The sequence below is a fragment of the Clostridium sp. CTA-19 genome (assembly GCF_054767855.1).
The window spans coordinates 113,865-138,986 of record NZ_BAAABH010000007.1 but is presented as its reverse complement, the minus strand read 5'-3'; the positions used below and the strand labels follow the sequence as shown (position 1 = coordinate 138,986).

The following is a 25,122-nucleotide window of genomic DNA, read 5'->3' as shown; positions in this document are numbered from 1 at the left end:
TTTAAATTTTTTTATTTTTTTAATCTTTTAAGTATAAATTAATATATTTTAAGTAATATAGCTTTAAAAATAACTTTATTTTTTATATTATAAAATAAAATAAAATAATATTAATTATATTATTTAAACACAAATTATTACATACTACTATCATTTATATGTATATTAAATTCTATATACATATGTAAAATAGGTTGTTGTATAATTGAAATTCAGTGTAAAGTATATATTATTTTTCATTACTATACTTTAATTGCGACACTCACTGTATGGACAACAATCTATTTTATTTAGGTTTTATAATATAATTTTTTAACATTTTATGCTTTAATATAATTTTAAATTTATATTTTCTGTTGTTTAGGTATAAAAAAATGTATTTCAAGTAAAATAGATTTAAAATTTTTATAAAATGATATATATTGTTTATGGTTTAAGAATTAATACCTCATAAGGAGAAACTTATGATATATCATATAATTTTTATAATATGTTTTATTATTGCAATATGCTTAAAATTTTTTAATGATGTAAAAAATAATATTAAAATTCAAAAAATTTACATACTAATAAATACAGTTCTTGTTTTTTATATTCTTTTGTTTGTCAAAAATTTTATAATTGTATTTTTAAAATTAATTTTAAATAATTAGCAAATAATATCATTAAATTTATTTCATAATGCTTAATTATATATAGGAATTTAAAACTATTTTTTACTTTTAAATGAAAGATTTTAGTTCCTAAAAAATGATAACAAGCTTATAAATATTTAAAACTATTCTATAAGATAAATGTTCAGCTTGTTTCATTATGATACATACCAAAAATTTAAAGTCATCAACGTAAGGCTTTAAAATCATATATATATTCACAACAAAAGGCGAGTTAAAAATTTAATCTCGCCTTTTGTTATATATTAAATTATTTCTTTTATTAATTTACTCACAAGTTTTGATGCTATTAAACATCTTTCTCCATTTTTTAAATGTATTAATTTTTCTTTAGTATCAATTTCTTTTATATAATTTTTATTCACTATGAAAGATTTATGACATCTATAAAAATCTTCACTCAACTCTTTTTCCATATCTTTCAATTTACCATAAAACTCTATTTGTCTTTTTGCCCCGTGTAAAATTATTTTATGCATATTATGGGATGTTTCAAAAAATAATATTTCATCATAATCTATGTTTATAATTTTGTCATAAACTTTTATGCTTATACTTTCTTTGTTTTTTTCTTTATCGAACTTTTTCTTAGCTTTTAAAATACATTCTTCCATTCTTTTTTCTAATGTATTTATATCCCCTTTATATATATAGTCCATAGCCTCTACTTTGTATAAAAAAGTAAGATAACTCATCTCTAAATGAGCTGTTATAAATATTACTACCCCTATGGAATCGTATTCTCTTATTTTAGAAGCAAGTTCGATTCCATTAATATCTTTGTTTAAATCAACATCTAAGAAATAAACGCCTACAGTTTCATTATCTTGTAAATGTTTGATTATATCGTTTGGATTATCTGTAGAAATTTTAACATCCAAAATTATATTTTTTTCTTTTGCTATTTTTTTAATTATCCTATTAAATTTTTGTCTTTGGTTTTTGTCATCTTCACAAAGAAAAATATTTATAACTATCCCCCCATTGAATATATTTCTAATGTCTGCATAAATTCTCCATTATTTAATTCAATATCAAATATTACGTTTTCATATTTATCTAACACTTCTCTTAAATTACTAAGACCTAGCCCTCTATTGGCACCTTTTGTTGAGAAACCTCTTAAAAACAATTTACTTATAGGTGGTAAAACATCTTTATAATTATTTATTACTATTATTAAAATAGACCTTTTCTTTTTTATAATACCTAATTTCAAAAATGGTTTTTCACATTGCAAAGAAGCTTCTATAGCATTATCTAGTATAATTCCTACTACCCTACATAAATCTAAAATATTCATTTTCACCTCTTTTATAGGATCAAATACATCTATACTTAAATTTATTCCTTTTTCCTTTGCAACTATCATTTTAGATGATACTATACCTTTTAATTCTAAAATTTCAATATTTTTTAAAACGCATAATTTAAAATTATTGGAGTTCATTTCTTCACTCAAAGGTGCAATATTTTCATTAAAAAATTTTTTTAGTCCTACCATATCCCCTTCATCTATATATCCGGCCATAGATGAAATAATATTTATATAATCGTGTCTGAATTTTCTTACCCCTGCATATACTGATTCTAAATTAGATGTGTATTCTCTTAAATTTTTTAAATGTATTTTGTCATTTTCAAATTGAAGTTCTTTTCTTACAGTAATAAGAACTGAATAAATAATAAGTATTAATGTTATAAAATATATTAAGAATAACGCTCCATTAAACTTAACTAATTTATTTGATATAGCACAACTTTCGTTTAATATTATGTTTACATAATATATTAATAATGTTAATGATAATATTATTAATACTAAAACGGAAGTTTTAAATTTAAAGTAAAAATCTATCATAGACAAGTTTTTTCTAAATAATTTTCCAACAAAATAACTTATAAAGTAAACAGCTACATAGACCATAATCCAATCCACTAAAAGCTTAGTATATGTAATTTCAATATTCAAAGCTAAATCAACATTAAAAAAACCTATCTTTATCCAATCAACAACATAATCTCCTATAACAAAGGTTATTGTTGAAAAAATTACAGTCATAGTACCTAATAAAAGTTTTTTATTTTTTATATAGTACACTATTATCAAACTTATATTAATAATAATTATTGGCAAGCAATCGCTTACATATGTAGGTAAATATTCTTCGAAGAAAGTAACTGATATTGTTATTATATCTATTAATGCTAATATTAAAATAGCCTGTTCTATATTGAATTTTATATTTGATATATTTATAAAACTTCTATAAATAATCGTAGACAAAAGTATTATATATAGTATTAACATTTTTAACCACTGCCTTATATTTATTTATTAATAATATTATATATAAGTTAATTAATACTTTATTTTAATATAACATAAATTATAAATTATTTACATATCCATTTATTGCTCAATGTAAATATTTAAGTAAATTTATAACTTAACTTAAATATTGTAATTTTTTCTTTGGTTCTAATTTATTTTTTTAATACACTTAATTTCATATATTTTAAAATAAAGTTATTTCTATTTAAAAAAGCAGTTTAAAATTTTATTTTAAACTGCTTTTTCACAAGAAAATACACTCACTTTTGTATTTATCTAAAATTTATTTATCTTTTAATAAAATCTCTATAATCTCCCATTATAGCTCTTGGTACTGGTAAATCTATCATTGTTTTTAATCCTGGGTCGGCATTTATAACATGTGGTATCATATTTACACACATAGCTATAGTTCCAAGACCACCATCAACTTCTGGCTTAATTGACATACTAACCTCTGGAGTTCCTTTTATTGTTATATAATCTCCTGTATATGTTCCTTCCATTTCAGGTTCAATTTGTTGAGGATGTATCATATCTATTTTCACTTCTCCATCAACATAACCTTGTCCTATCATATTTACACCTGCAACATCACCAGCTGCTGCAAATCCATATGGTGCTTTTCTATCTACTTTAGTTACAATAGGACTCATTTGTTGCTCAAATTTGTCAACATTAAAGCCAATGGCATCCCCAATCATTCTTACTGATTCTGCAAATCCAACGTGACCTGCTAGTTTGCCACTTTCCACACCTTTATTAAAATCTTCAACCGTTAAACCGACTCCTTGCTCTTCCATAACCGCTGGTCCAAATGGAGATAAGCTATTTACTCTCTTAGCTTCTATATGTTTTACATCTGTCATACACCCTGTTAAGCATACAACTAATAAATCCATTATCAATCCTGGATTAATACCTGTTCCTAAAATTGATACACCATTCTCCTTAGCTATTCTATCTAATTCTTTTGAAAGTTCTGTATTCTGAGCTTGTGGATAAGACATTTCTTCTGCTGTAGATATTACATTCACTTTTTTTTCTAAAGCAAACTTTAATTTTGGAAAAGCATTTTTAGTAAAAGAATCTGTGGCACATATACAAATATCACAACCTTTTTCAGTCAAAACATCCTCAATATTCGATTGCACTATTACATCCATTCGATTGCCTTTTTCAACATTTAATATATCAAATATACTTCTGCCTGCTCTTTCTGGATGCATATCACAAACTCCTATTATTTCTACACCTTTTCTCCCTAATAAAACTTTAGCCATACCACTTCCCATAGCCCCAAATCCCCAAAGTGCTACTTTTACATTTTCCATATAATTTACCCCCATTTTATTTTTATATTGTGAAGAAATCTTCACTTAAAATTACTTATAAGCCTTTTTTGAATTTCAATCAACCTAAATTCTCAAGCATGTCCTATTTTAATCAGATACATAAATTAAAATATAAACTTTAAAATTCATATTAATCTAAACAACGTATACCATAATTATTATGCAAAATTCATGCCAAGATTATATTGAAATAACCTGCTATATTATAATAATTATTATAATAATTAATGATTTATACCACCATTTCTTAAATTTACTTTTTTAATGTGCAACTTATTTTGCTTAAATATACTTATTTCATTGCATGTTTGTTTATATATCATTTGAATATAATAAAATAGCAACTTTTCTTGCTCTTAAGTGCATATTTTTATGCTATTTTTAAGTAATCCATATATAAATATCCATTATTATAAAACTTAATAAAACTTTAACATTTTAATTTATACTTTATTGTTTTTAATTGAATATTTGTCTTTTTAAAATGGAAAACTATTCATATATGTTTTTTATTTTGGGAGGAATTTATGTGAATTTTAAATATATATTTTCAAATTATTTTCTAGCATTTTGTATAAGCACATTCATAATAATATCAGCAGTATTCTCAGTATGTATGTTTAAACCCTTGTACTATCTTGATATAAATACATTGAATTTACAATCTAGAATGCCTATATCTGTATATGAAATTAAAAAAAACTATAACTATGCAGTAGATTATATACTAGAAAAGACAGATGATAATTTTTCTTTACCATCTCTACCATCTTCTGAAAATGGTAAAACTCATTTTTATGAAGTTAGGATGATATTTAAATCATTAAGAAGTTTATGGATTATTACTTTTGGAATTAGTATTTTATATGGACTATTTAAAATTATAAATAAAGATTACTTATTTTTTAAATATAGTGGAAATATACTAATTACATTCTCAGCATTAATAGTACTAGCATCCTTGTTTAACTTTAATTATATTTTTACATTGTTCCATAAACTATTTTTTAATAATGATTATTGGATTTTCAACTCGTCTTTAGACCCCATAATTTTATTGTTACCAGAAAAGTTTTTTTATCACTGTTCAGTTATTATATTATGTATAACCAGTTTGTCTGGAATACTTTTAAAAATCATTCACAAGATTTCAAGAAAATCAAACTGATGATAATAAGTATTTTATTATTTTCCATTGATGTACATATGAGTTTATCAATTAAATTTTTAAAGTAAAGTCTGTAGATTTACACTACAGACTTTATTTTTTATGCTAGAATAGGAGTCATTCCTATACTATCAGTATTATCATCATATCCTTTTTTTATTTCTTCATTTAATTCATTATATCCTTTAATTACTGCATCTTTTATATTATTTTTAGCATTATCTATACTATTGTATATTATTTTACTTGCATCTTTTACTTCTTTTGATACTGTTTTTGCTGTATTAACTACCTCCTTACTAATTGATATAACAGACTTAGTTACTTTTTCAACATCAGACATAGAGTTTTCTATAGTATTTTTTATATTATTATAATCTTTTTGTACAACTTCATATCCCTTCGAAATTGTATTAGGAATTCTTTTTATAGGCTCTTTTATTGAGTCTATTCCACCTTTTATAGATGCACCACTTTCAAATACTTTACTTATGATACCAATACTTGGATTATCAATTATCCCTTTAACACTAGCAACTGTAACTCCTACTTTTGCTGCTATTTCCATAACATCTGCCCCTACAGAAACTGAGGTTTTTATTGTTGTATTAATTAAAGATGTAGCAGAATTTTTAATCTCTTCTGCTGCTTTTTTTAAATCGGCGGCTGTAGTTGTTACTTGTTTAACGGTGCTAGCTACTCTTGAAGCTGTGTCTGTTATCTTATGAGAAACAGATTCTGAAACATCTTTTAAAGTCTTTGCTACCACTTTAGCAGTGTCCCCAATAGTTTTTGAAACAGCACTTACAGTTTTTACAACACTTTCACTTACTGACACTGCCGTTTTAACAAAAGTTTTCACATTACTAGTAACAACTGATAATCCATCAGATACTGATTTAAAAAATCTAGATATTGAACTTTTGGTTGCATTTTGTTCTTTATTTACCGTGGATGAGTTACTACTTAAATTTACAATTGACTCTTTGTAGTTTTTCTCTAATTTTTTTACACTAGTAGCTTGTACATTTGAACTGCATTTACTCATCTCCACATCTTTACTATTTGTTTTGCAATCAGTTGTTTTGTTCATAATATTTGCATTTAAATTAACATTACTAGTTATTTTCATAACATTTTCACTTCCTTATTTTATTTTTTTCTATATAAACTCTATATAAATAAAGAATATATTAGCAGTTTTTAATATATCATTTGCCCATTTGCAGAATAAGCTCCAGTTTCTAATAAAGTAAATTCATCTTCTAAAATAAACTCACCATCTATAAAAAGCTTCATTTTCCAGGTTCCTAATTGATACTTTCTACTTTTATTATCTAAATCCATCCAAAACCACAATGTTATAGCTTTCTTATTTTCTGGAGGATTAAATAAATTATTTTCTGTTATTTGAAAAAGTTCCCCAATAGGGTTATACCATGCTGTAGTTACAGTATGTAATCCTGTAACATTTGTAAATTGAAATCTTGTTACAACCTTTTCATCCAAAATAGTATTAAAAGTCTTTTTATTTACTAATACCTCATCTTCACTTACTGTTGAACTTATATCGTATTTCTCTATATGTGTAGTATACTGAGTATTATTGTACATTCTTTCATTCTTATCATTAATAATGATAGTTGACCAAAGTGATTCATTTTCATCTGGCAAATAAATATTAGCTATTGGATCATTAAGTTTTAATTCTTTATTAATAAGGAATTTGTATTTATACTCCCCTGGTTGTAATACACATTTTAAAACCCATATATCATTTTCTTTTACCATTATTCCATCATTTGGATTAAAATTATTAAATTCACCTATCACTGATATTGTACTAATAGATAAATATTCATTTTCTTCATATTTAAAAATTACTTCCATATAAAATACCTCCTAAATATTTATTAATTTTTAAAATAACCTTTGTTTTAATTACATACAATAAACTTTTCTTATTACATCTATTTTCGTTAAATTATTGATAACATTTATCACTTCTTTTTCTACATAAAAATACACTACATAAAACTTATGCAGTGTACTTTTGCTTAATTTTTTATTATATATTAAAATTTATTTTATCTAACTAATTTTTTAGTTAATGTACCTATTCCAACGCCCATCATTATTACACCTATACAAGTTTCAATATTTGCTAAAAAGTATGCATCTGGGATTGGCTGTGCATTATTTACTCCAAGCCCAGCAAACATTCCAACACTTAAGTTTAATGCTTCATTAAAATCAAAAATAAATGTTGATAGTTTAAATCCGTTATTTAAAAATGTATATTTTATAATCTCACTATCAACCTCAATACCTACTATTAAATAAGCTATTGCAAAAATCAACATTATACCAATAGATGTATATATAGCATATAATGGTCTTTCACCAAAACCACAACTTATCCAATTTATTAAAGCTCCAATTCGTGGTAATGGTCTTAAAGTCTTTGATTGAGTTTTTTTTGCTAAAAAATAATACTCACCAAAATTATTTTTTATTTCATTTTCCTTAAATTTATCTGCTACAGTTTCATAAACCATGTAAATGCCTTCATATTCATTTCTTGTACCTTTTTTCAATTCAATTTTATCAAAAAAAGTTTTTTCATCTATTTTACTCTTAAATTTATCTTTAAAATCTAAATCTTCTATATAGGTTTTTGTAAGTTTAAAACAAGATAAATCTACATCTTTAAATGTTATCTTACTTAGGTATGAATTAATTATGATTACAGAACTCATATCACTAAGTTCAAAGTTTGTATCTTTTACGTTACAATTGTCAAATATAGCATAGTTTAACAAACAATTATAAAACCTTGCATAAATATCACATCCATTAAAAGCACAAGAAAAATTATCATTTTTATTCAATGATGGTAACTTATCAGTTTCTTCCTTTATGAATATACAGTTTTCGAAAATTACTCCTCCACCATTTAAACTACATTCATTAAAATAACAACCTATAAACTTACAGTCTTGAAACTTTATATTATGAAATTTACATTTATCAAACGTAGCACATATAATATCTATACCATTAATTTTCGCAAATTCTTCTTCATTTTTTACTCTACCTTTTCCAAAAGTAGTTTCCTTAAAATCCTTAAAACTATATTTTTTATCCGGATTATAATTTACAGACATGTTTTTTGTATTTCTTATTTCATTAAACAACTTCTCATTATTATTATTTCTGTTACTTAACTGATTTTTTAATGCTACCCTTTCCTCTTTAAAATTTATATAAGCCATTTAAACCCTCACTTTTAATTTTTTAATAAACAATTTGTATTATTTATATTCTTCCCAAATGGCTTTATTTTATAAATTATAATTTACTTTATCTTCTCTCCACAGTAAGGACAATATTTAAAATTGTTTTCCACAACTTTACCACAATTTAAGCAACTATTACCATCTGAACAAATTTCATTTCTTTCTTCTACAGGTTTTAAATCCCAATAATTAAACTTAACATCTTTGTCTTTTTCAAAGCTTTTTCCTTTTTCAATTGAAATTTCATAAATAAACTTACATCCATTGCATACCACATAATACTTCTCATTCCACTTAAAAATCGGTATAAAGAAGAAATGGAAAAAACTGAATGTCTTTATAATTCTTCCCCCTAAACCAGTATCACAATTTCTGCAAGATATATCATTTAAATTACCTATCTCTTCTTCTTTTCTTTCTATTCCAAATACGCCTATAAAAAACATATGCTCCTCCATATTTAATTTAAAATTTTTACTTCCTCTTCTTTTATACAAAATCTTATACTTCAATATGTTATATGTAAAGATATACGCATGCTTATTTTTATACGAAAAACTTAAAGCTATGAATTATTTTATTAACTCATAGCTTTTACATTTATAATTACAGTCATTAACTATTTTAAATTATATTTATTTTTTAAATCTTAGAACTTGAATACCTGTAAAAATTCCATATATAATAAAAATTACTGAAATTAATCTTATACTAACACCCTAAGTTACCGTCCTCATTAATAACAAGCAATATTAATGCAATACTGATTAACAACACAAATATAGATAAAAACATTAATTTATGTATATCCATACCACAATTTAAAATTTTAGCTATAAAAATAATAACCGCAATACATATTAATATTATTCCTATCAATAAATCACCTATTCATATGTTCCTTTTATATCTATTTTAATATAACATAATTTTATTATTCTAATGAAACAAGACTAATTTATCTATTCTTCTAAATATCATATATTGATATACTATATTTTAAAACATTACATATACACTTTTATGTATGGTGACAGTCATTAACTATTTAAAATCATATAACAATGCAACTCATCATAATATTTCTATTTAAAATATCTTCTTTTATTAGTCATATTTATATTCTATCCAACCTCTACCACCGACTTTTCTTTAACAACAGAAAGTGCTATTCCTAAAAGCATTCCAACTACTGCTGGTACTACCCATCCTAACCCCTTTGAATAAAGAGGTAAGCTACTACATAAATTTGTAACAAATCCTAACTTTACACCTACTTGTCCTAGTGAATCAACTAAACTTACAATTCCAGTAAACAATATAGTTAAACTATAAACTATAGAACTCTTATTAAATAAAGTATCTAACATTGATAATAGTATAAGCATTAATGCTATTGGATAAATTGCATTTAGTATTGGTACAGATATTGATAAAATTTTTGTTAATCCCATATTTGCAAGTGTCATACTAGAAACACATAACACTCTAACCCAAGTTTTATATGATATTTTATTATTTAGTGATTGAAAATATTGGCTACAAGATGTTATAAGTCCAACACTAGTTGTTAAACAAGCTAAAGTAAATACAACAGCTAGTAATACAGCACCTGGCTTACCAAATATATACATTGTCACATTTGTTAACGTCTGGGCTCCATTTTCAGTAGTTCCAAATCTTTCACCACTACTTGCACCTAAATATGCAAGCATTGAATAGATGATTACTAACAAAGTTCCAGCTATTGCTCCAGCTTTTATTGATGTTGAAACTATCACTTTTTCACTTTTAACTCCTCTAGATTTTATTGCTAAAGCAATAACTATTCCAAAATTCAAGGCTGCTATAGTATCCATAGTTAAATATCCATCTAAAAATCCTTTAACAAAAGGAGAAGTCATATACTCTCCTACAGGTTCTCCGAAACTTCCTAATGGTTTAAATAAAGCACCAACAAATATAACTAATATTAAAATTAACAAACTAGGTGTCAACACCTTCCCCATACGATCAACTAATTTAGCTGGTGATAAAGAAAGCCAATAAGCTATAATAAAAAATATAAATGTATATAATAACAATGCTAACGTTTTTGATATACCCTGTGGCAGATATGGTGCTACTACCATCTCAAAAGGTAAACTCCCTGCTCTTGGAATTCCTAAACAAGGTCCTATAGATAAATATATTAACACTGTAAAAATTATTGCAAAAATAGGATTAACTCTTTTAGCAAGATTAGTCAATCCACCACATTTAGCAACAGATATTACTCCTAAAATCGGAAATCCCACAGCTGTTATAAAAAAAGCCCCCATACATATCCAAGTTTTTATGCCAGCTGATTGTCCTAAAAATGGTGGAAATATTAAATTTCCAGCCCCAAAAAATAATGAGAAGAGCATTAATCCTATAAGTAATAAATCTTTTTTTGATAAGTTTTCATTTGATAAGTTTTTCATTTACAATTTCCCCCTCGTTTAAACATAACTTCTTTTCTATAATTTATAATATCAATCTCAATTTCCATGAAATCCCCCCTTATAAATAAAAATTATAAATTTTTATAAAATAAAAAACTCGCCCCTAAAATAAGGGACGAGTTAAATCGCGTTACCACCCTAATTCTATAAAATAATCTATAATAAATAGACCTTTATAGCTCTTAGTTACGTATCTATCAATACGCTTATCTTTTAACGGTGAAAGACTCCGGCAAAACTTACTTAAACTAAATTCAGTTTTACTTCTCAGAGATGATTTTCCACTATACCTTGAACATTGGCTTACAGCAAAATGCCAACTCTCTGTAGAACAAAATATTGCTTACTTTTTCTCTTCATAGAATTTATTTTGTTATTTATTGTTTATATGTTATACTCAAGTTTATTTTTTGTCAATAGCTAAATTTTAAAAATATTTATAATTAATAAAATTTTAAATTATAAATATTTTATCCTTACATTTGTATTTTTATATAACTTTTTCATATATTCCACTATTTTAAGATATATATTTAATCATAATAATTTATAAATTTCTTTATTTATATTTTGGTTTAATTACTATACTTTGTATTCTCCATGAACACAATTTTCTCTTTTTGTTTTTTAGCTTATTTTTTATTAAAGCTTTATTCTTTATTATTGGCCTTATTATTTAAATTAACAAAAATAACGTTGTAATTCTAAAGCTTTTCTTTATATTTTAATTTTAACTAAGTATCTCTAAAAATTTAATAAAAAACTATTTATTTTTTATTTTTCTTTGCTATAATACTAAATGAATTAACATAACTTTTCTTTACGGATAAAATTACTATAATTTAGTTGAAAAATATGTTAATTTTATTATTAAAAGATTAAAACTTATTTATAGATAAACTGGTAATTCTATATTAGTTGATACTTTTAAAAATAAATTAAACACTAAAATGCTAATTACTCTCACGATACATGCGAAAGTGTATCTTAATTAGATAAATTTAATTTAGAAGACAGTAGACATACTGTTTATGACATTAATTTAAATCCTTATTAAAAAATGATTAAGTATTGCGCACTTAATCATTTTTTTGTTTTTTATATAACTTAAACTAATTTAAATATTGTCTCTATACATTCTTTTATTATTTATGGTGACAGTAATTAAACATTTTGTATTAATACTATCATATTATTCAATAGCTATTAAATTTATTTTTATAACTTTACTTAATAATTGCATTTCAGCTATAAGCTCTTCGATATCCCCTTCAATATTTAATATATCTAAAGTTATTGTTATGTTCGCTGCCTTATTTATAGGAATATCTTGATTTATTGTTATTACATTTCCCTTAAACTTTACTATCGTCTCAAGTATCTCAGATAAAGCTCCATATTCGTGACTTGCTAATATTGAAATTGTAGCCTTTTGCCCTTTTACATCCTCTGTCATCAAAAAAACCTTATCTCTATATTTATAATATGCACTTCTACTAATCCCTACTACCTTAACTCCCTCTGTTATATCCTTTACATGTCCTTTGTATAACAATTGTTTAACTTCAACAACCTTACTAAATATTTCTGGTAATACCTCACCATCTACAACAAAATAATTATTTTCCATACTATTCCCCCTTAATTATTAATCCTAAAATTTTAAAACATCCAGTTTTTTTAATATAAAGTTACTTTAGAACTTTTTAAAAATATATTAACCTATGAATTCTATTCACTTATTATATTTTGCAATTCTTGCTCTTTGTACTCTTCATAAATACAATCTTTTCTTTTTGTGTTTTAGCCTAATTTCTATTAAAGCTCTATTCCTTATTATTGGTCCTATTCTTCAAATTAACGAAAATAAAGGTGTAATTCTAAAGGTTTTCTTTATATCTTTATTATAACTAAGTATCCCTAAAAATTTAACAAAAAACTATTTATTTTTTATTTTACTTTGCTATAATACTAACTACATTAACACAAACATTCTTAATTTATCAAATTATTACAATTACACTATAAAAGGAGGTTAATTGACTTATGAAAAAATTAGGACTTATACCAAAACTTATAATAGCAATAGCACTTGGAATTATTTTTGGAGCATTCTTTCCAAGAAGAGTAGTGGAGATTCTAGCGACCTTCAACTCCATATTTGGAAACTTTTTAAACTTTGTTATACCTCTTATAATTGTTGGATTTATAGTTGCTGGAATAGCAGAATTAGGGACAAGCGCCGGAAAGATGCTTGGAGTAACTACCCTGTTTGCATATGTATCTACACTTATAGCTGGATTCTTTGCATACTTTGTAGCATCTAAATTATTCCCATTTTTTATAGCTACTACAAAAACTTTATCAAATGCAGTTAATCCAGAAGATCATTTACTTAAACCACTTTTTCAAATTGAAATGACACCTTTAATGCCTGTTACAACAGCATTAATATTAGCATTTCTTCTTGGTTTAGGTATTGCATCAGTTAAAGGAAAAACTTTATTAAATGCATCGATAGAATTTCAACATATAGTTAAGAAAACAATAGAAAAAGCTATAATTCCATTATTACCAATTCACATAATGGGTATTTTTGCAAATATGACTTATGCAGGAGAAGTAAGCAGAATATTATCTGTATTCTGGAAAGTATTCTTGATTGTACTTGCAATGCATATATTAATGATAATATTCCAATTTGCAGTGGCTTGTTTGGTTGGTAAAAAAAATCTTATATCTTGCTTAAAAAATCAAATTCCTGGATACTTAACTGCAGTAGGTACTCAGTCCTCAGCAGCTACTATTCCAGTAAACTTAGAATGTGCTGAAAAAAACAAAGTATCTAGAGGGGTTAGAGAATTCGTAGTTCCACTTTGTGCAACTATACACCTATCTGGAAGTACAATTACTTTAACATCATGCGCTATAGCTATAATGTTATTAAATGGCATGGCACTATCATTTAGTCAATTTGCTGGTTTTATAGCTATGCTAGGGGTTACAATGGTTGCAGCCCCAGGAGTTCCAGGTGGTGCTGTAATGGCCGCACTAGGAGTTCTTCAAACAAATCTTGGTTTTAGTGAAGCTCAACTTTCTTTAATGATTGCTCTATATATAGCACAAGATAGTTTTGGTACTGCTTGTAATATATCTGGAGATAATGCAATTGCTATCTTAGTTGATGCTTTTAAAGATAAATTGACACCTAAAAATGCTAGTTACTCTAAAGATACACCTGAAAATGTATCTTAATTAGATAAATTTAATTTAGAATGCAGTAGAAATACTGTTTGTGACATTAATTTAAATCCATACTGAAAAATGATTAAGTTTTGCGCACTTAATCATTTTTTATTGCCTGTATTTTCACTAATATATGTTTTTATAAAACCAATGCCCCTTATTATCTATTTTATATAAAATATTCTTCTTTATATTTCTCCAATTCAATTACCACATAAACATTTCTATAGAGAAACAAGCTAATCTTGAATCATAATTATGGACATCTACATATAATTTCTTTCTAAATACACATAAAAAATTAAAACATTTTTATCCAGTAAGCCTTATAAAAGTTGTAGTATTTATAACTCTAAATATGAAAACTACCTTTAGTATATTATTCTCAGATATTCTCATTTTATTTTCTAAATATGTAGATTTAAATACTAATTTCACTTTTATTGACAAATTGTGAATTTTTTTAGGAACAAATGGTTTTTTAACAAAATTATATACAATATGTAAAAATTATCTTATTATATTAAATATAAGTTATTGCTACAAACTTATATTAATACACCAAAAATTTTCAAAATTCATAATTTTAAAGCAAGGAGATGATAATCAATGAAAAAAAAATCTTTATTAATTGGTGTTATTGCCCTGTTAATTGGTATAAGCATCGGTAATTTTAAAACAGTTCATGCAAACACTAATGCAACAGGAATGTATGTTAGTCCTACAAATGTAAAGCCATCGGATATTATTACTAATGATTGGAGTGCAATCAAAAACCCGCCATATACATATTGGGCAGTACACAATTGGAATGCCGGTGGGGAAGCAGGTGGCTATGCTGGTTTTCAGCAGCGTGCTGACAGGCGTACAGCTCATTTTGCAATTTGGGATCCAGTATCGGTTAGACAGCCAATTGAAGCAGAATATCTTTCTCCAAATTCTACTTCATCCCGTTTTGGCGGTGAAGGTGAAGGAATGAAAGTTGAAACAAATTATAATTGGCAACCCAACAATTGGTATAAAATGACCATGCGTAATTGGCAAGAAGATGGACACACAAAATTTGGTCAATGGATACGGGATGAATCTACTAAACAATGGAAACAGATAGCTATTCTAGATTTTCCAGTAGCAAATGTTAACTTTAATTGGGGTACTGGAATGTTCCAAGAAGACTGGGCAGGAAATGGTCACCAAGAAAGAGAAGCTAGATTAAAAAATTTTTATAGCAGAAATGTTTCTGATAGCTTATGGAATTCTTTAAACAAACAAAAAATAACTAGTCAATATCCTAATATGAACTGGAATGGCGGAGGAAATTCAGAATATGTTTGGGTTAGTGCAGGTGGTAATGCAAAACCATCTATCAGTAGTGGCCAAGTATTTCAATTAAATCAACCTAATACACCTAATGTTGGGAACTTAGATTTTGATATCACAAATAAAAAATACGAAAATGGGAAATTAAACATATCATGGAAATTAAAAGAACAAAGTACACCTCAATTTAAAGGTAAAATAGAAATTTACAATAACTCTAGCATGACAGGTACACCTATTAAAACTATTAATAACATAAAATCCTATGAAAATGAAATAAACGAAGTTGCTAATTTAAATATTTCAAAAGGACTGTATGCTAAAGTAATATTAACAGATTTATTCGATAACGCAGTTACTAAGACTGCTACTCTAATTAATGGAAATGGAGAAGAAAATAAAGGTTCATCTTTTACATTTGATTTTAAAGGTTATAGTGACAAACAATTTGCTAAGCTTGATCTTAATCTTACAAACTTAACTAGCAAGCTTACAATTGAAAATATTAAAACTCATTACTACTTTAATGATAGCTATGCTTCAATTTTAATTCAAAATGAATATGGACAAACTATTTTTGATAAAGACTTTATTGGTAATAAAGTAAACGAAGCTATGGTAAAAGAAATACCTTTAAAAGAAGGTTATTATTTAACAGTTAAACATAGAGAGTATTCAAATAGGTTATTTATAATTAATAATGATAAAAACTTATCACTTAATAAAGGTGCCACTAATTCATATAAGATTAGTAAAAATCAGCTAAAACCAATTAATGAAAACGATATACCAACTCCTGATAAAAATCCTTGCTTAGGTGAAAACTTTAATATCACATTTAAAGGCTTAGGTGACTGGGTTTTTGCAGAACTAACTTTAGATTTATCATCTAAACAAGCTAACCTTGATATAAATAAAGGTGAACCACACGTTTATTTTACAGATAGTTATGCTTCAGTTGTAATTAAAGACACTGAAGGAAATAATGTTTATTCTGAGGATTTTATCGGAAGTAAATCAAATACTGATTTACTAAAAAATATTTCAATTGAATCTGGTTATTATATAACAATAAAACATAGAGAACCAGATAGTCGTTTAATAATTACCAATATAAACAACAATTTAGAATTAGATAAAGATAAAACCATAACTTATAAGATAACTGATGTTGGATTAGCTAAATGTTCAGAGAATGAAATTCCTACTCCAAGTAAACCAACTTATTATGGAAATGAATTTAACACAGTTTTTAAAGGATATGGTGATAGAATTTTTGCAGAAATGAACATGAATTTAGATGAAAAGAAAGCAACAATAAGTATATCACAAGGTATTGTTCATAGTTATTTTTCAAACACATATGCTTCAGTTTTAATTAAAAATCCTCAGAACGAAACTGTATATTCTAAGAATTTTATTGGAACTAATAACTACTCCAAAAATAGTGAAACAGTTTCTCTTGATGAGGGCAGTATAATCACAATTACTCATTTAGAATTTAGTAATAGATTACAACTAATTAATACAGAAAATCAAGCTGAATTAGAAAAAGGTTCTTCTGTTACTTATCAAGTTATAGATGGTGGTTTAAAGAAACTTGATTAACAAATCAAGTTTCCCACTGTTTAAATATATATAAATAAAATAACTATTGCTCAACTAAATTAAACATTAGTTGAGCAATAGTTATTTTATTTTGATAATATCTACATATATATGGTTATTGGCTCGAAACATTATATTAATATAAATTTTTCTTAAAATACTCATCTATACTGTTAAAACATGTATCTACCATAAATTCTATTTCTTCTTTACTAATAATATATGGTGGAATAAAATATAAAACACTTCCTATAGGTCTTAACAACAATCCTTTTTTAAGGGCAATTTTGTAAATTTCATAGCCTACCCTCATGTTGCAAGGATAAAGTTGTTTAGTATCTTTGTCTTTTACTATCTCGACAGCTGTTATCATTCCTATACTTCTTACCTCGCCTATATGTTTTGATGACTGGGCTCTTTTTAATGATAGTTCTTTTATAAGTTTTCCTTTTTCTTTATTAAGTTTTATTATTTCATCCTCTTCAAATATTTTAATATTTTCTAGTGCAATTGCACATGCCATGGCATTACCTGCATATGTATGGCTATGTAAAAATGATTTTTTTTCATTATAATTGCCATAAAAACAATCATATACTTCATCAGTAGTTATAATTACTGACATAGGCATATATCCAGCAGAAATCCCCTTTGAAAGGCACATAAAATCTGGACTTATATTTGCATGATTGCAGGCAAACATTTCACCGGTTCTACCAAATCCCATAGCAATTTCATCTGCAATAAAGTGTATTTTGTATTTATAGCAAACTTCTCTAAGTTTCTTTAAATATATTGGTGAATAAATTTTCATACCTGCAGCTCCTTGAACCATAGGTTCAATTATTAAAGCACTTAGTTCTTCATTATTTTTTATTATACATCGTTCAATAAATTCAAAGCATTCTGCATTACAGCTTTCTCTATTTAAACCATACTTACATCTATAGCAATCTGGCCCCTCTACTCTTATGGTATCTAAAAGAAGTGGCTTATACACCATATTAAATTCATCTATATCACAAACTGATAACGCTCCTAATGTTTCACCATGATATGCATTACTTAGAGCTAAAAATTTTTTCTTTTTTATATTTCCAATTTGCATATTATAATGAAAACTCATTTTTAAAGCTATTTCTACAGCGGAAGATCCATTATCAGAAAAAAATACTTTATTAAGCTTGTCTGGAGTTATATTTACCAATTTTTCTGCTAACTCTATAGCTGGTTTATTGGAAAAATTAGCAAATATAACATGTTCAATATTATCTATCTGATTTTTTATAGCCTCATTGATTCTTTTATTACTATGTCCTAAAGTATTTGTCCACCAAGATGATATACAATCTAAATACTTTTTTCCATCAATATCATAAAGCCAAGCTCCCTCACCTTTTTCAATAACAATTGGATTAAGTTCCTCATAATCTTTCATTTGAGAACAGGGATGCCATATATATCTTAAATCTTTTTTTACATACTCATTCATAATACCACCTCGCTTTATCTATTATAAAAAGTCCATACATTTGATTATATTTTCTAGTTTCAAGTCTTTATCTGCATTATTCCTTATTCTATCAACAACATTAACTTGTAAATTTTCTATTTTACTTAGTTTACCTATAATAGAGACTCCCGTAAGCTTTTTTATCATTTTAATATTGTCATTACAAATCGCATTATTCTCATAATTGTTTATTATAATCCCATTAATTTTAATATTTAATGACTGTAGATATTTAACAGTTAAAACTGTATGATTTATTGTTCCAAGTCCTGCATTTGCTATAATAATAGTACTCATACCTAAATCATTGATAAGATCTTTAAGAATATATACTCCTCTTCCACCATCTATTAGTGGACAGATTATGCCACCACTTCCTTCTGCAATTATGTAATCATATTTTTCTTTTAAATAATTATACTTTTTTCTTATCTTATTTAAATCTATAAGATTATTTTCTATTTTTGCCGCTAAATGCGGTGATACAGCTGATTTATAAATGTAAGGTGTAATATTTTCATAAGGTTCTTCTAAATTGCTTACTTCACTTACAAGCTTTGTATCTCCTGGAATAAGCTCTCCATCTATTTTTAATGCTCCACTTAATGCTGCTTTAAAATAAATAGCATTATAACCATTCTTTCTTAAAATATATATAATTCCTGCCGTAACAATAGTTTTTCCTACATCAGTATCTGTACCAACTACAAATATTCCTTTAGTCATTCTCTCTTACCTCTAAATTCAATTCAGTTATCATTTTTTTATCATCACATATTTTATTACCTGATGTTGTTAAATAATTTCCTGTAATTGTTGCATTTGCACCTGAATTAAAACATTTTTTACCATTTTTATTTATAAGGTTTCTTCCTCCTGCAAGCCTTATAAACGCTGTAGGATTTATAAATCTAAATATTGCTACTGTCTTTAATATCTCATTTTGAGTTAAGTTGACTGTATTTTCTAAGGGTGTGCCTTTCACTGGATTAAGTATATTTATAGGAATAGATTTAACGTTTAAATCTCTTAATTGAAATGCAAGGTTAACTCTATCATATAAATTTTCTCCAAGCCCAATAATCCCACCTGCACAAATATCCATTCCAGCTTCTTTAGCTGCATTTATAGTGCTTATTCTTTCATCATAACTATGCGTTGTACATACATTTTCATAGTAATTTCTACTAGTTTCCAAATTGTGATGATACATAGTTACCCCTACTTCTTTTAACCTACACAATTTATCATACTTTATTATTCCTAATGAAGCGCATAAATTTATTTTCACTTTTTTATTTAATTCTTTATATATCTCTAAAATTTTTTCAAAGTCATTATCATTAATTCCTCTACCACTAGTTACCAAAGAAAACTTATTTACTCCTTCTTTCTCATTTTCATTTGCCAACTTTAAAACTTCTTTTTGCGAAACTAATCCATATACTTCTGCATTTGTCATATAGTGAATTGATTGAGCACAAAACTTACAATCTTCAGAGCAATATCCAGACTTTGCATTCATAATAGTACACAAATCTACTTTACTACCACAAAAAAATTCTCGGATGTTATCAGCACTGTTGCACAATTGATCTATATCACAATTTTTTTTAATATATGTTAACTTCATAGCCTCTTCAATACTTATAAATTGCATTGCTAAAACCTTTGCTTCTAAGTTTTTAATAAATTTTTTCATACTTTAATCCCCTTTTAATGTTTGATTAATCTATATATCCACCTATTTTTAACATAGGCAATAATTTTATTGAAATATGTGCTATAAATAATGTTAATATCAAATCCCCAGGTATGCATACTATAAATCCATAAAAAAAAGCAAAGTAAAAAGAAATATTTTTTTCTTGATATAAATTAGAAATAACATACAAATACGGAACACCTAATAGGTATATAAAAAGCAGCCCTGAAGTCAACATGAACACTACTTTTGATAAGTTTATTTTTGTGGTCTTTTCTCTTATTTTTCCTATAACATAGGCTGCTATTATAAATCCTATGAGATATCCAAATGTAGGTTTAAATATGTAATTAATCCCTCCGCCTTCAGTGAACACTGGTATACCAATAAGTCCAATACTTATGTATATCATTTGTGATAAAGCACCTAATCGTGAACCTAATACTATACCAGCTAATGCACAAAACATATATTGAAGAGTAAAAGGAACATACGGTATAGGAACTTTAATAAAGGCCCCCACTGCTGTTAAAGCCGCAAACATAGCAACTAAAATTAATTTTTGTGTGTTTTTCAAATAATTACCCCCATATATTTTTTATTTAATAATAATAAATATATAGCTTATTGTCAACTTAAATATTTAATTAAGTTTACAATAAGCTTTGAAAGTATTTTAATAGAAATTGTCTTTTACTAACTTAAAGTAACTATTTATATATATCTATATAAGTGTGATCTATCAAGATGCATTTCTTCATCACATTCTCCACATATTCCTATAATCTCATATGTATAACAAGTTACACTAGTTGATAAAATAAATGCTGCTATTAATTCACCTAAAGCTACTTTTTTTTATAATTTATTATAGCTTTTATATTAGAAATATTTTTTTTAAAGCAAATATATTTATTGTATTTTGGGTTAATTTATTTTATATATTTTATTAAATATAATTTTAATTTTCATAGCCAATTATGGATTAAAAACTTACATATTACAGATAATATTTTAAAGCAATAAATTTTTAAACGAGGTATTTACTATGAATATAAATAATAGTGGAAAAATAATTATATTGTTTTTTCTTTTAGCATTATCATCTTTCTTTTCAGCATCTGAAACTGCACTAATGTCTTTAAGTAAATTACGGGTTCGATACTTAGTTGATCAAAATATAAAAAATGCAGATATTGTAAGTAATTTAATTGACAATCCAAACAAATTGTTAAGTGCTATACTGATAGGTAATAACATAGTAAACATTGGTGCATCTTCATTAGCCACAGTAATTGCAATTGATTATTTTAGTAGCGCAGGAGTTGGTATTGCAACAGGAATAATGACTATTCTTGTATTAATTTTTGGTGAGATTACCCCAAAATCTTTTGCTGCAAATGACCCTGAAAAAATTTCATTAAAAGTATGTAAAATAATATCTTTAACTATAATTATTTTAAACCCTATAATAATTATTTTTAATAAGTTAACTGAACTTATACTAAAATTACTAGGAAGTAAAAATAATTCTAAGAAACCTTTTATAACTGAAGATGAATTAAAAACCTTAGTTAATGTTGGACATGAAGAAGGCATATTAGAGATTGAAGAAAAAGCTATGATTCATAATGTTTTTGAATTTACGGATTTACAAGTAAAAGATATTATGACACAAAGAACTAATATAATAGCTATTCAATTATGTACTCCATATGAAGATATAATGGAATTATTCAAAGAAGAACATTTTTCACGTATACCTGTATATGAAAATAATGTTGATGAAATTGTAGGTATACTACATCTAAAAGATTTAATTTTTCATAATATTGATAATGATAACTTTGATATTAAAAAACATTTAAGAACACCTTACTTTACTTATGAATATAAACCTATTTCTGAACTTTTTTCAGATATGAGAAAAAAAAGAGTTTCTCTTTCAATTGTTCTAGATGAATATGGAGGAACAGCAGGTCTTATATCAATTGAAGATTTAGTAGAAGAAATCGTTGGCGATTTAGATGATGAATATGATGAACACACTAAAAATATAGAAATAATAAATGAACATGAATTTTTAGTTGATGGGTTTACTAAACTTTCTGAAGTTAACGAAATTCTAGGTTCATCTATTGAATCTGAAGATTTTGATACTATAGGTGGCTACATAATCGGCGAATTTGGTTGGATTCCTCAAGAAGGAGATATGATAGAAGTAAAGGGCTTAACTTTTATTATTGATGAAATTGATAGAACTAGAGTTTCCTTAATAAAAATAATTAAAACATCCTAAAATTTAATATTTTAGGATGTTTTATTAGTTTAATTCTTATATTATTTGACTATTTTTCACTTATAATTCTACAAAAATTTATTAGAAATTTGTTTAATTAGGCTTAATACATTTATATTATTCGTGAATTTTGTCATAATATAAAATAAATTTTTTCTATATTTTTACAATTTGTTAATTGTAATACCTTTTATTAGCTGGTATAATTTGGATAAATTAAATATTGTAAGTACTGTTTTCTTCTACTTATTAAAAACTTAGATATACTTATTATCAAAGTTACTAAATATTAAACATCATTTACTAACTTTAATTTAAGTAGTCTTAGTTTAAATTAAGTAGCTTATAAATAATTTAAGAAAGGGGGAACTCCTATGAAAATAATTAGAAGGAAAAATAAATCTGCTAATATAAAATGCTATTATCCATTACCAGAACATGCACCATGCCCAAGATACGGACTGTAGTTTTTTACAAATATTAATGATGACATAATTACCACCGGTTAACGCCGGTGGGTTAAATTTATTATTATAAGATTCCAAGTTCACTTTTTTATAATTAATTTTATATAAATCCAATTAACATTTTAATACCTTTAGTTCTTATAAGGAAGGAGCTTATTTATGGATTATAAAACCTCTAGATTCAATATAGTAGTGCCAGTAGACAATAGCGATGAACTTATTTTATTTAATTCAAAAGAATGTTCATTTGTTGTTTTAGATAAAGAAACTCAAAATTTTTTAACGGATATAAACAAAATTAATGAATATGATGACGAAGTTGTAGAAAACTTAATTGATTTAGGATTTATAGTTAATATAGATTCAGATGAAATTGAAGATTTAGTTGAATCAACTCAACATGCACGCTTAGCAAATGAATCTTTATCAATTACAATAGCGACAACACTAGATTGCAATATGGCTTGCCCTTATTGCTTTGAGCATAAAAATAAAAAATATTTAACTGAAAGTACTGCAGATAAAATAATAGCATTTATATTAAATAAATTATCCACAAACCAATTTAAAAAGTTACTAATTACTTGGACCGGTGGAGAACCATTATTAAATAAGGATATTATTAAATATATAACTGAACCTATAACAAAACATTGTATTGAAAATAAAATAGACTACCATGCATCCATAATTACAAATGGATTACTTCTCACAGAGGAAAACGCTAAATTTTTACAAGAAATGAAAGTTAGAGATGGACAAGTAACCTTAGATGGTTTTGAGGAAACTAATAATAAAAGAAGAATTGCTTTAAATGGTTATAATAGTTTTAAAACTATTTTAAAAAATATAAATGTTGCCTGTACATATTTTGCTATAGTAATCAGGATAAACATTGATAATAATAATAAATATGAAATTAAAGATTTACTATCTTACTTATATAATGATTTAAATTATAAAAGTAACAAAAAAATTTCAATCACTCTAGCTCCAGTATCTGGATGTGATTCTGCCCTTACATTAGATGCCTATTATAAGTTTTATAGAGATATATACGAAGATTATATGATTGATGATAAAGTTGAAAAATTTTATCCAGTTCCTTTAAGTTTTGCTTGTGGAGCACTTTGTAAAGATTCTTATGTAATTGGACCTGAAGGAGAAGTGTATAAGTGTTGGGAAGAAATAGGACAAAAAGATTTAACTATTGGTACAGTTGATAATCTATGTGATAATTGTGAGCGCTGTCAACAATATTTGAAAGATTTCTGGCCTAAGGAATGTGAGGAATGTTCATATTTACCTATGTGTCACGGTGGATGTCCAATAAAAAGAATAGATAATAATAATAAACCTATCTGTGCACCCCAAACTCAAGCTATGGATATATATTTAAAAAAATACTATAAACTTTGGGAAAATGAAACTGAAGAATGTTCATAAACAACAAATTAATCACCAAATTTATTATACAATTTTAAATATATAATAAATTTGGTGATAACTTTTTTTAATATAAATAAATTTTTGAACTATAATTTAAACATATTATCCTCTCTTGTTTTAAACAAATAAAAAATTTATAGATTTATACTACTATTATAAAAATCAAAATCTTATTATTTATTTAAATTTATTCTTTTA

18 protein-coding genes and 1 other annotated feature are annotated in these 25,122 nt (G+C 25.6%); of the genes, 5 read left to right on the top strand and 13 right to left on the bottom strand.

The genetic code is table 11. From position 1 onward, the window contains the following. Nucleotides 1–919 precede the first annotated feature (919 nt). The 3 genes from ACYUE0_RS05950 to ord form a co-directional block, all read right to left on the bottom strand. Complete coding sequence (locus tag ACYUE0_RS05950) at nt 920–1,639, bottom strand: LytR/AlgR family response regulator transcription factor (protein WP_275934979.1); 720 nt, start codon at nt 1,637–1,639, stop codon at nt 920–922. A gap of 8 nt (nt 1,640–1,647) precedes the next feature. Beyond that, nucleotides 1,648–2,985, bottom strand: coding sequence for a sensor histidine kinase (locus ACYUE0_RS05945; protein ID WP_061995412.1), 1,338 nt, complete (start codon nt 2,983–2,985; stop codon nt 1,648–1,650). A 311-nt stretch (nt 2,986–3,296) separates the two neighbouring features. After that, nucleotides 3,297–4,343 carry a 2,4-diaminopentanoate dehydrogenase gene (gene ord, locus ACYUE0_RS05940; protein WP_061995411.1) on the bottom strand — a complete coding sequence of 349 codons (1,047 nt, stop codon included), beginning with the start codon at nt 4,341–4,343 and terminating at the stop codon, nt 3,297–3,299. Between the two features lie 550 nt (nt 4,344–4,893). Here ord and ACYUE0_RS05935 point away from each other — a divergent pair. After that, nucleotides 4,894–5,532, top strand: a complete 639-nt coding sequence (locus tag ACYUE0_RS05935) for a TIGR01906 family membrane protein (protein ID WP_460269857.1) — start codon at nt 4,894–4,896, stop codon at nt 5,530–5,532. A gap of 100 nt (nt 5,533–5,632) precedes the next feature. On the opposite strand, the gene ACYUE0_RS05930 is transcribed toward ACYUE0_RS05935, so the two are convergent. From ACYUE0_RS05930 to ACYUE0_RS05905, 6 genes are all read right to left on the bottom strand, one after another. After that, on the bottom strand, nt 5,633–6,664 hold the full coding sequence (locus ACYUE0_RS05930) for a hypothetical protein (RefSeq protein ID WP_460269856.1): 1,032 nt from the start codon (nt 6,662–6,664) through the stop codon (nt 5,633–5,635). A gap of 71 nt (nt 6,665–6,735) precedes the next feature. After that, nucleotides 6,736–7,422, bottom strand: a complete 687-nt coding sequence (locus ACYUE0_RS05925; RefSeq protein WP_460269855.1) for an early set domain-containing protein — start codon at nt 7,420–7,422, stop codon at nt 6,736–6,738. Nucleotides 7,423–7,619: 197 nt separating this feature from the next. Then, nucleotides 7,620–8,807, bottom strand: coding sequence for a pentapeptide repeat-containing protein (locus tag ACYUE0_RS05920; protein ID WP_460269854.1), 1,188 nt, complete (start codon nt 8,805–8,807; stop codon nt 7,620–7,622). Between the two features lie 83 nt (nt 8,808–8,890). Beyond that, entirely contained in the window at nt 8,891–9,277 is a 387-nt protein-coding gene (locus ACYUE0_RS05915) for a zinc-ribbon domain-containing protein (protein ID WP_460269853.1), read from the bottom strand. 678 nt (nt 9,278–9,955) lie between these two features. Further along, nucleotides 9,956–11,296 (bottom strand): branched-chain amino acid transport system II carrier protein, encoded by a 1,341-nt coding sequence (brnQ, locus tag ACYUE0_RS05910; protein ID WP_460269851.1) that lies wholly within the window; start codon nt 11,294–11,296, stop codon nt 9,956–9,958. A 129-nt stretch (nt 11,297–11,425) separates the two neighbouring features. After that, nucleotides 11,426–11,686, bottom strand: a binding site (T-box leader). Nucleotides 11,687–12,509: 823 nt separating this feature from the next. Beyond that, the gene (locus ACYUE0_RS05905) at nt 12,510–12,947 is read right to left on the bottom strand and encodes an ACT domain-containing protein (RefSeq protein ID WP_061995403.1); all 438 of its coding nucleotides are present in this window, start codon (nt 12,945–12,947) and stop codon (nt 12,510–12,512) included. 416 nt (nt 12,948–13,363) lie between these two features. Between ACYUE0_RS05905 and ACYUE0_RS05900 the strand changes: the two genes are divergently transcribed. Together ACYUE0_RS05900 and ACYUE0_RS05895 are read left to right on the top strand one after the other, a co-directional pair. Continuing rightward, a complete protein-coding gene (locus ACYUE0_RS05900) occupies nt 13,364–14,572 on the top strand; it encodes a dicarboxylate/amino acid:cation symporter (protein WP_061995402.1) in 1,209 nt (402 codons plus the stop codon). A 600-nt stretch (nt 14,573–15,172) separates the two neighbouring features. Continuing rightward, the gene (locus ACYUE0_RS05895) at nt 15,173–17,491 is read left to right on the top strand and encodes a putative mucin/carbohydrate-binding domain-containing protein (RefSeq protein WP_460269850.1); all 2,319 of its coding nucleotides are present in this window, start codon (nt 15,173–15,175) and stop codon (nt 17,489–17,491) included. Nucleotides 17,492–17,627: 136 nt separating this feature from the next. On the opposite strand, the gene bioA is transcribed toward ACYUE0_RS05895, so the two are convergent. Genes bioA through ACYUE0_RS05875 form a run of 4 tightly spaced genes read right to left on the bottom strand, consistent with a single transcriptional unit; the run spans nt 17,628 to nt 21,286 of the window. Beyond that, nucleotides 17,628–18,983, bottom strand: coding sequence for an adenosylmethionine--8-amino-7-oxononanoate transaminase (bioA, locus tag ACYUE0_RS05890; protein ID WP_061995401.1), 1,356 nt, complete (start codon nt 18,981–18,983; stop codon nt 17,628–17,630). Between the two features lie 21 nt (nt 18,984–19,004). Further along, entirely contained in the window at nt 19,005–19,730 is a 726-nt protein-coding gene (gene bioD, locus ACYUE0_RS05885) for a dethiobiotin synthase (protein WP_460269848.1), read from the bottom strand. Next, nucleotides 19,723–20,706: a biotin synthase BioB gene (gene bioB / locus ACYUE0_RS05880; RefSeq protein WP_460269847.1), complete on the bottom strand. Its 984-nt coding sequence runs from the start codon at nt 20,704–20,706 to the stop codon at nt 19,723–19,725. The genes bioD and bioB overlap by 8 nt, the downstream gene beginning before the upstream one ends. A 25-nt stretch (nt 20,707–20,731) precedes the next feature. Beyond that, nucleotides 20,732–21,286, bottom strand: a complete 555-nt coding sequence (locus tag ACYUE0_RS05875) for a biotin transporter BioY (protein WP_061995398.1) — start codon at nt 21,284–21,286, stop codon at nt 20,732–20,734. Between the two features lie 471 nt (nt 21,287–21,757). On the opposite strand from ACYUE0_RS05875, the gene ACYUE0_RS05870 reads away from it, so the two are divergent. Both ACYUE0_RS05870 and ACYUE0_RS05865 read left to right on the top strand, forming a co-directional pair. Continuing rightward, a complete protein-coding gene (locus ACYUE0_RS05870) occupies nt 21,758–23,008 on the top strand; it encodes an HlyC/CorC family transporter (protein WP_460269845.1) in 1,251 nt (416 codons plus the stop codon). Between the two features lie 626 nt (nt 23,009–23,634). Continuing rightward, on the top strand, nt 23,635–24,921 hold the full coding sequence (locus ACYUE0_RS05865) for a radical SAM protein (protein ID WP_460269844.1): 1,287 nt from the start codon (nt 23,635–23,637) through the stop codon (nt 24,919–24,921). The last annotated feature ends 201 nt before the right edge of the window (nt 24,922–25,122 follow it).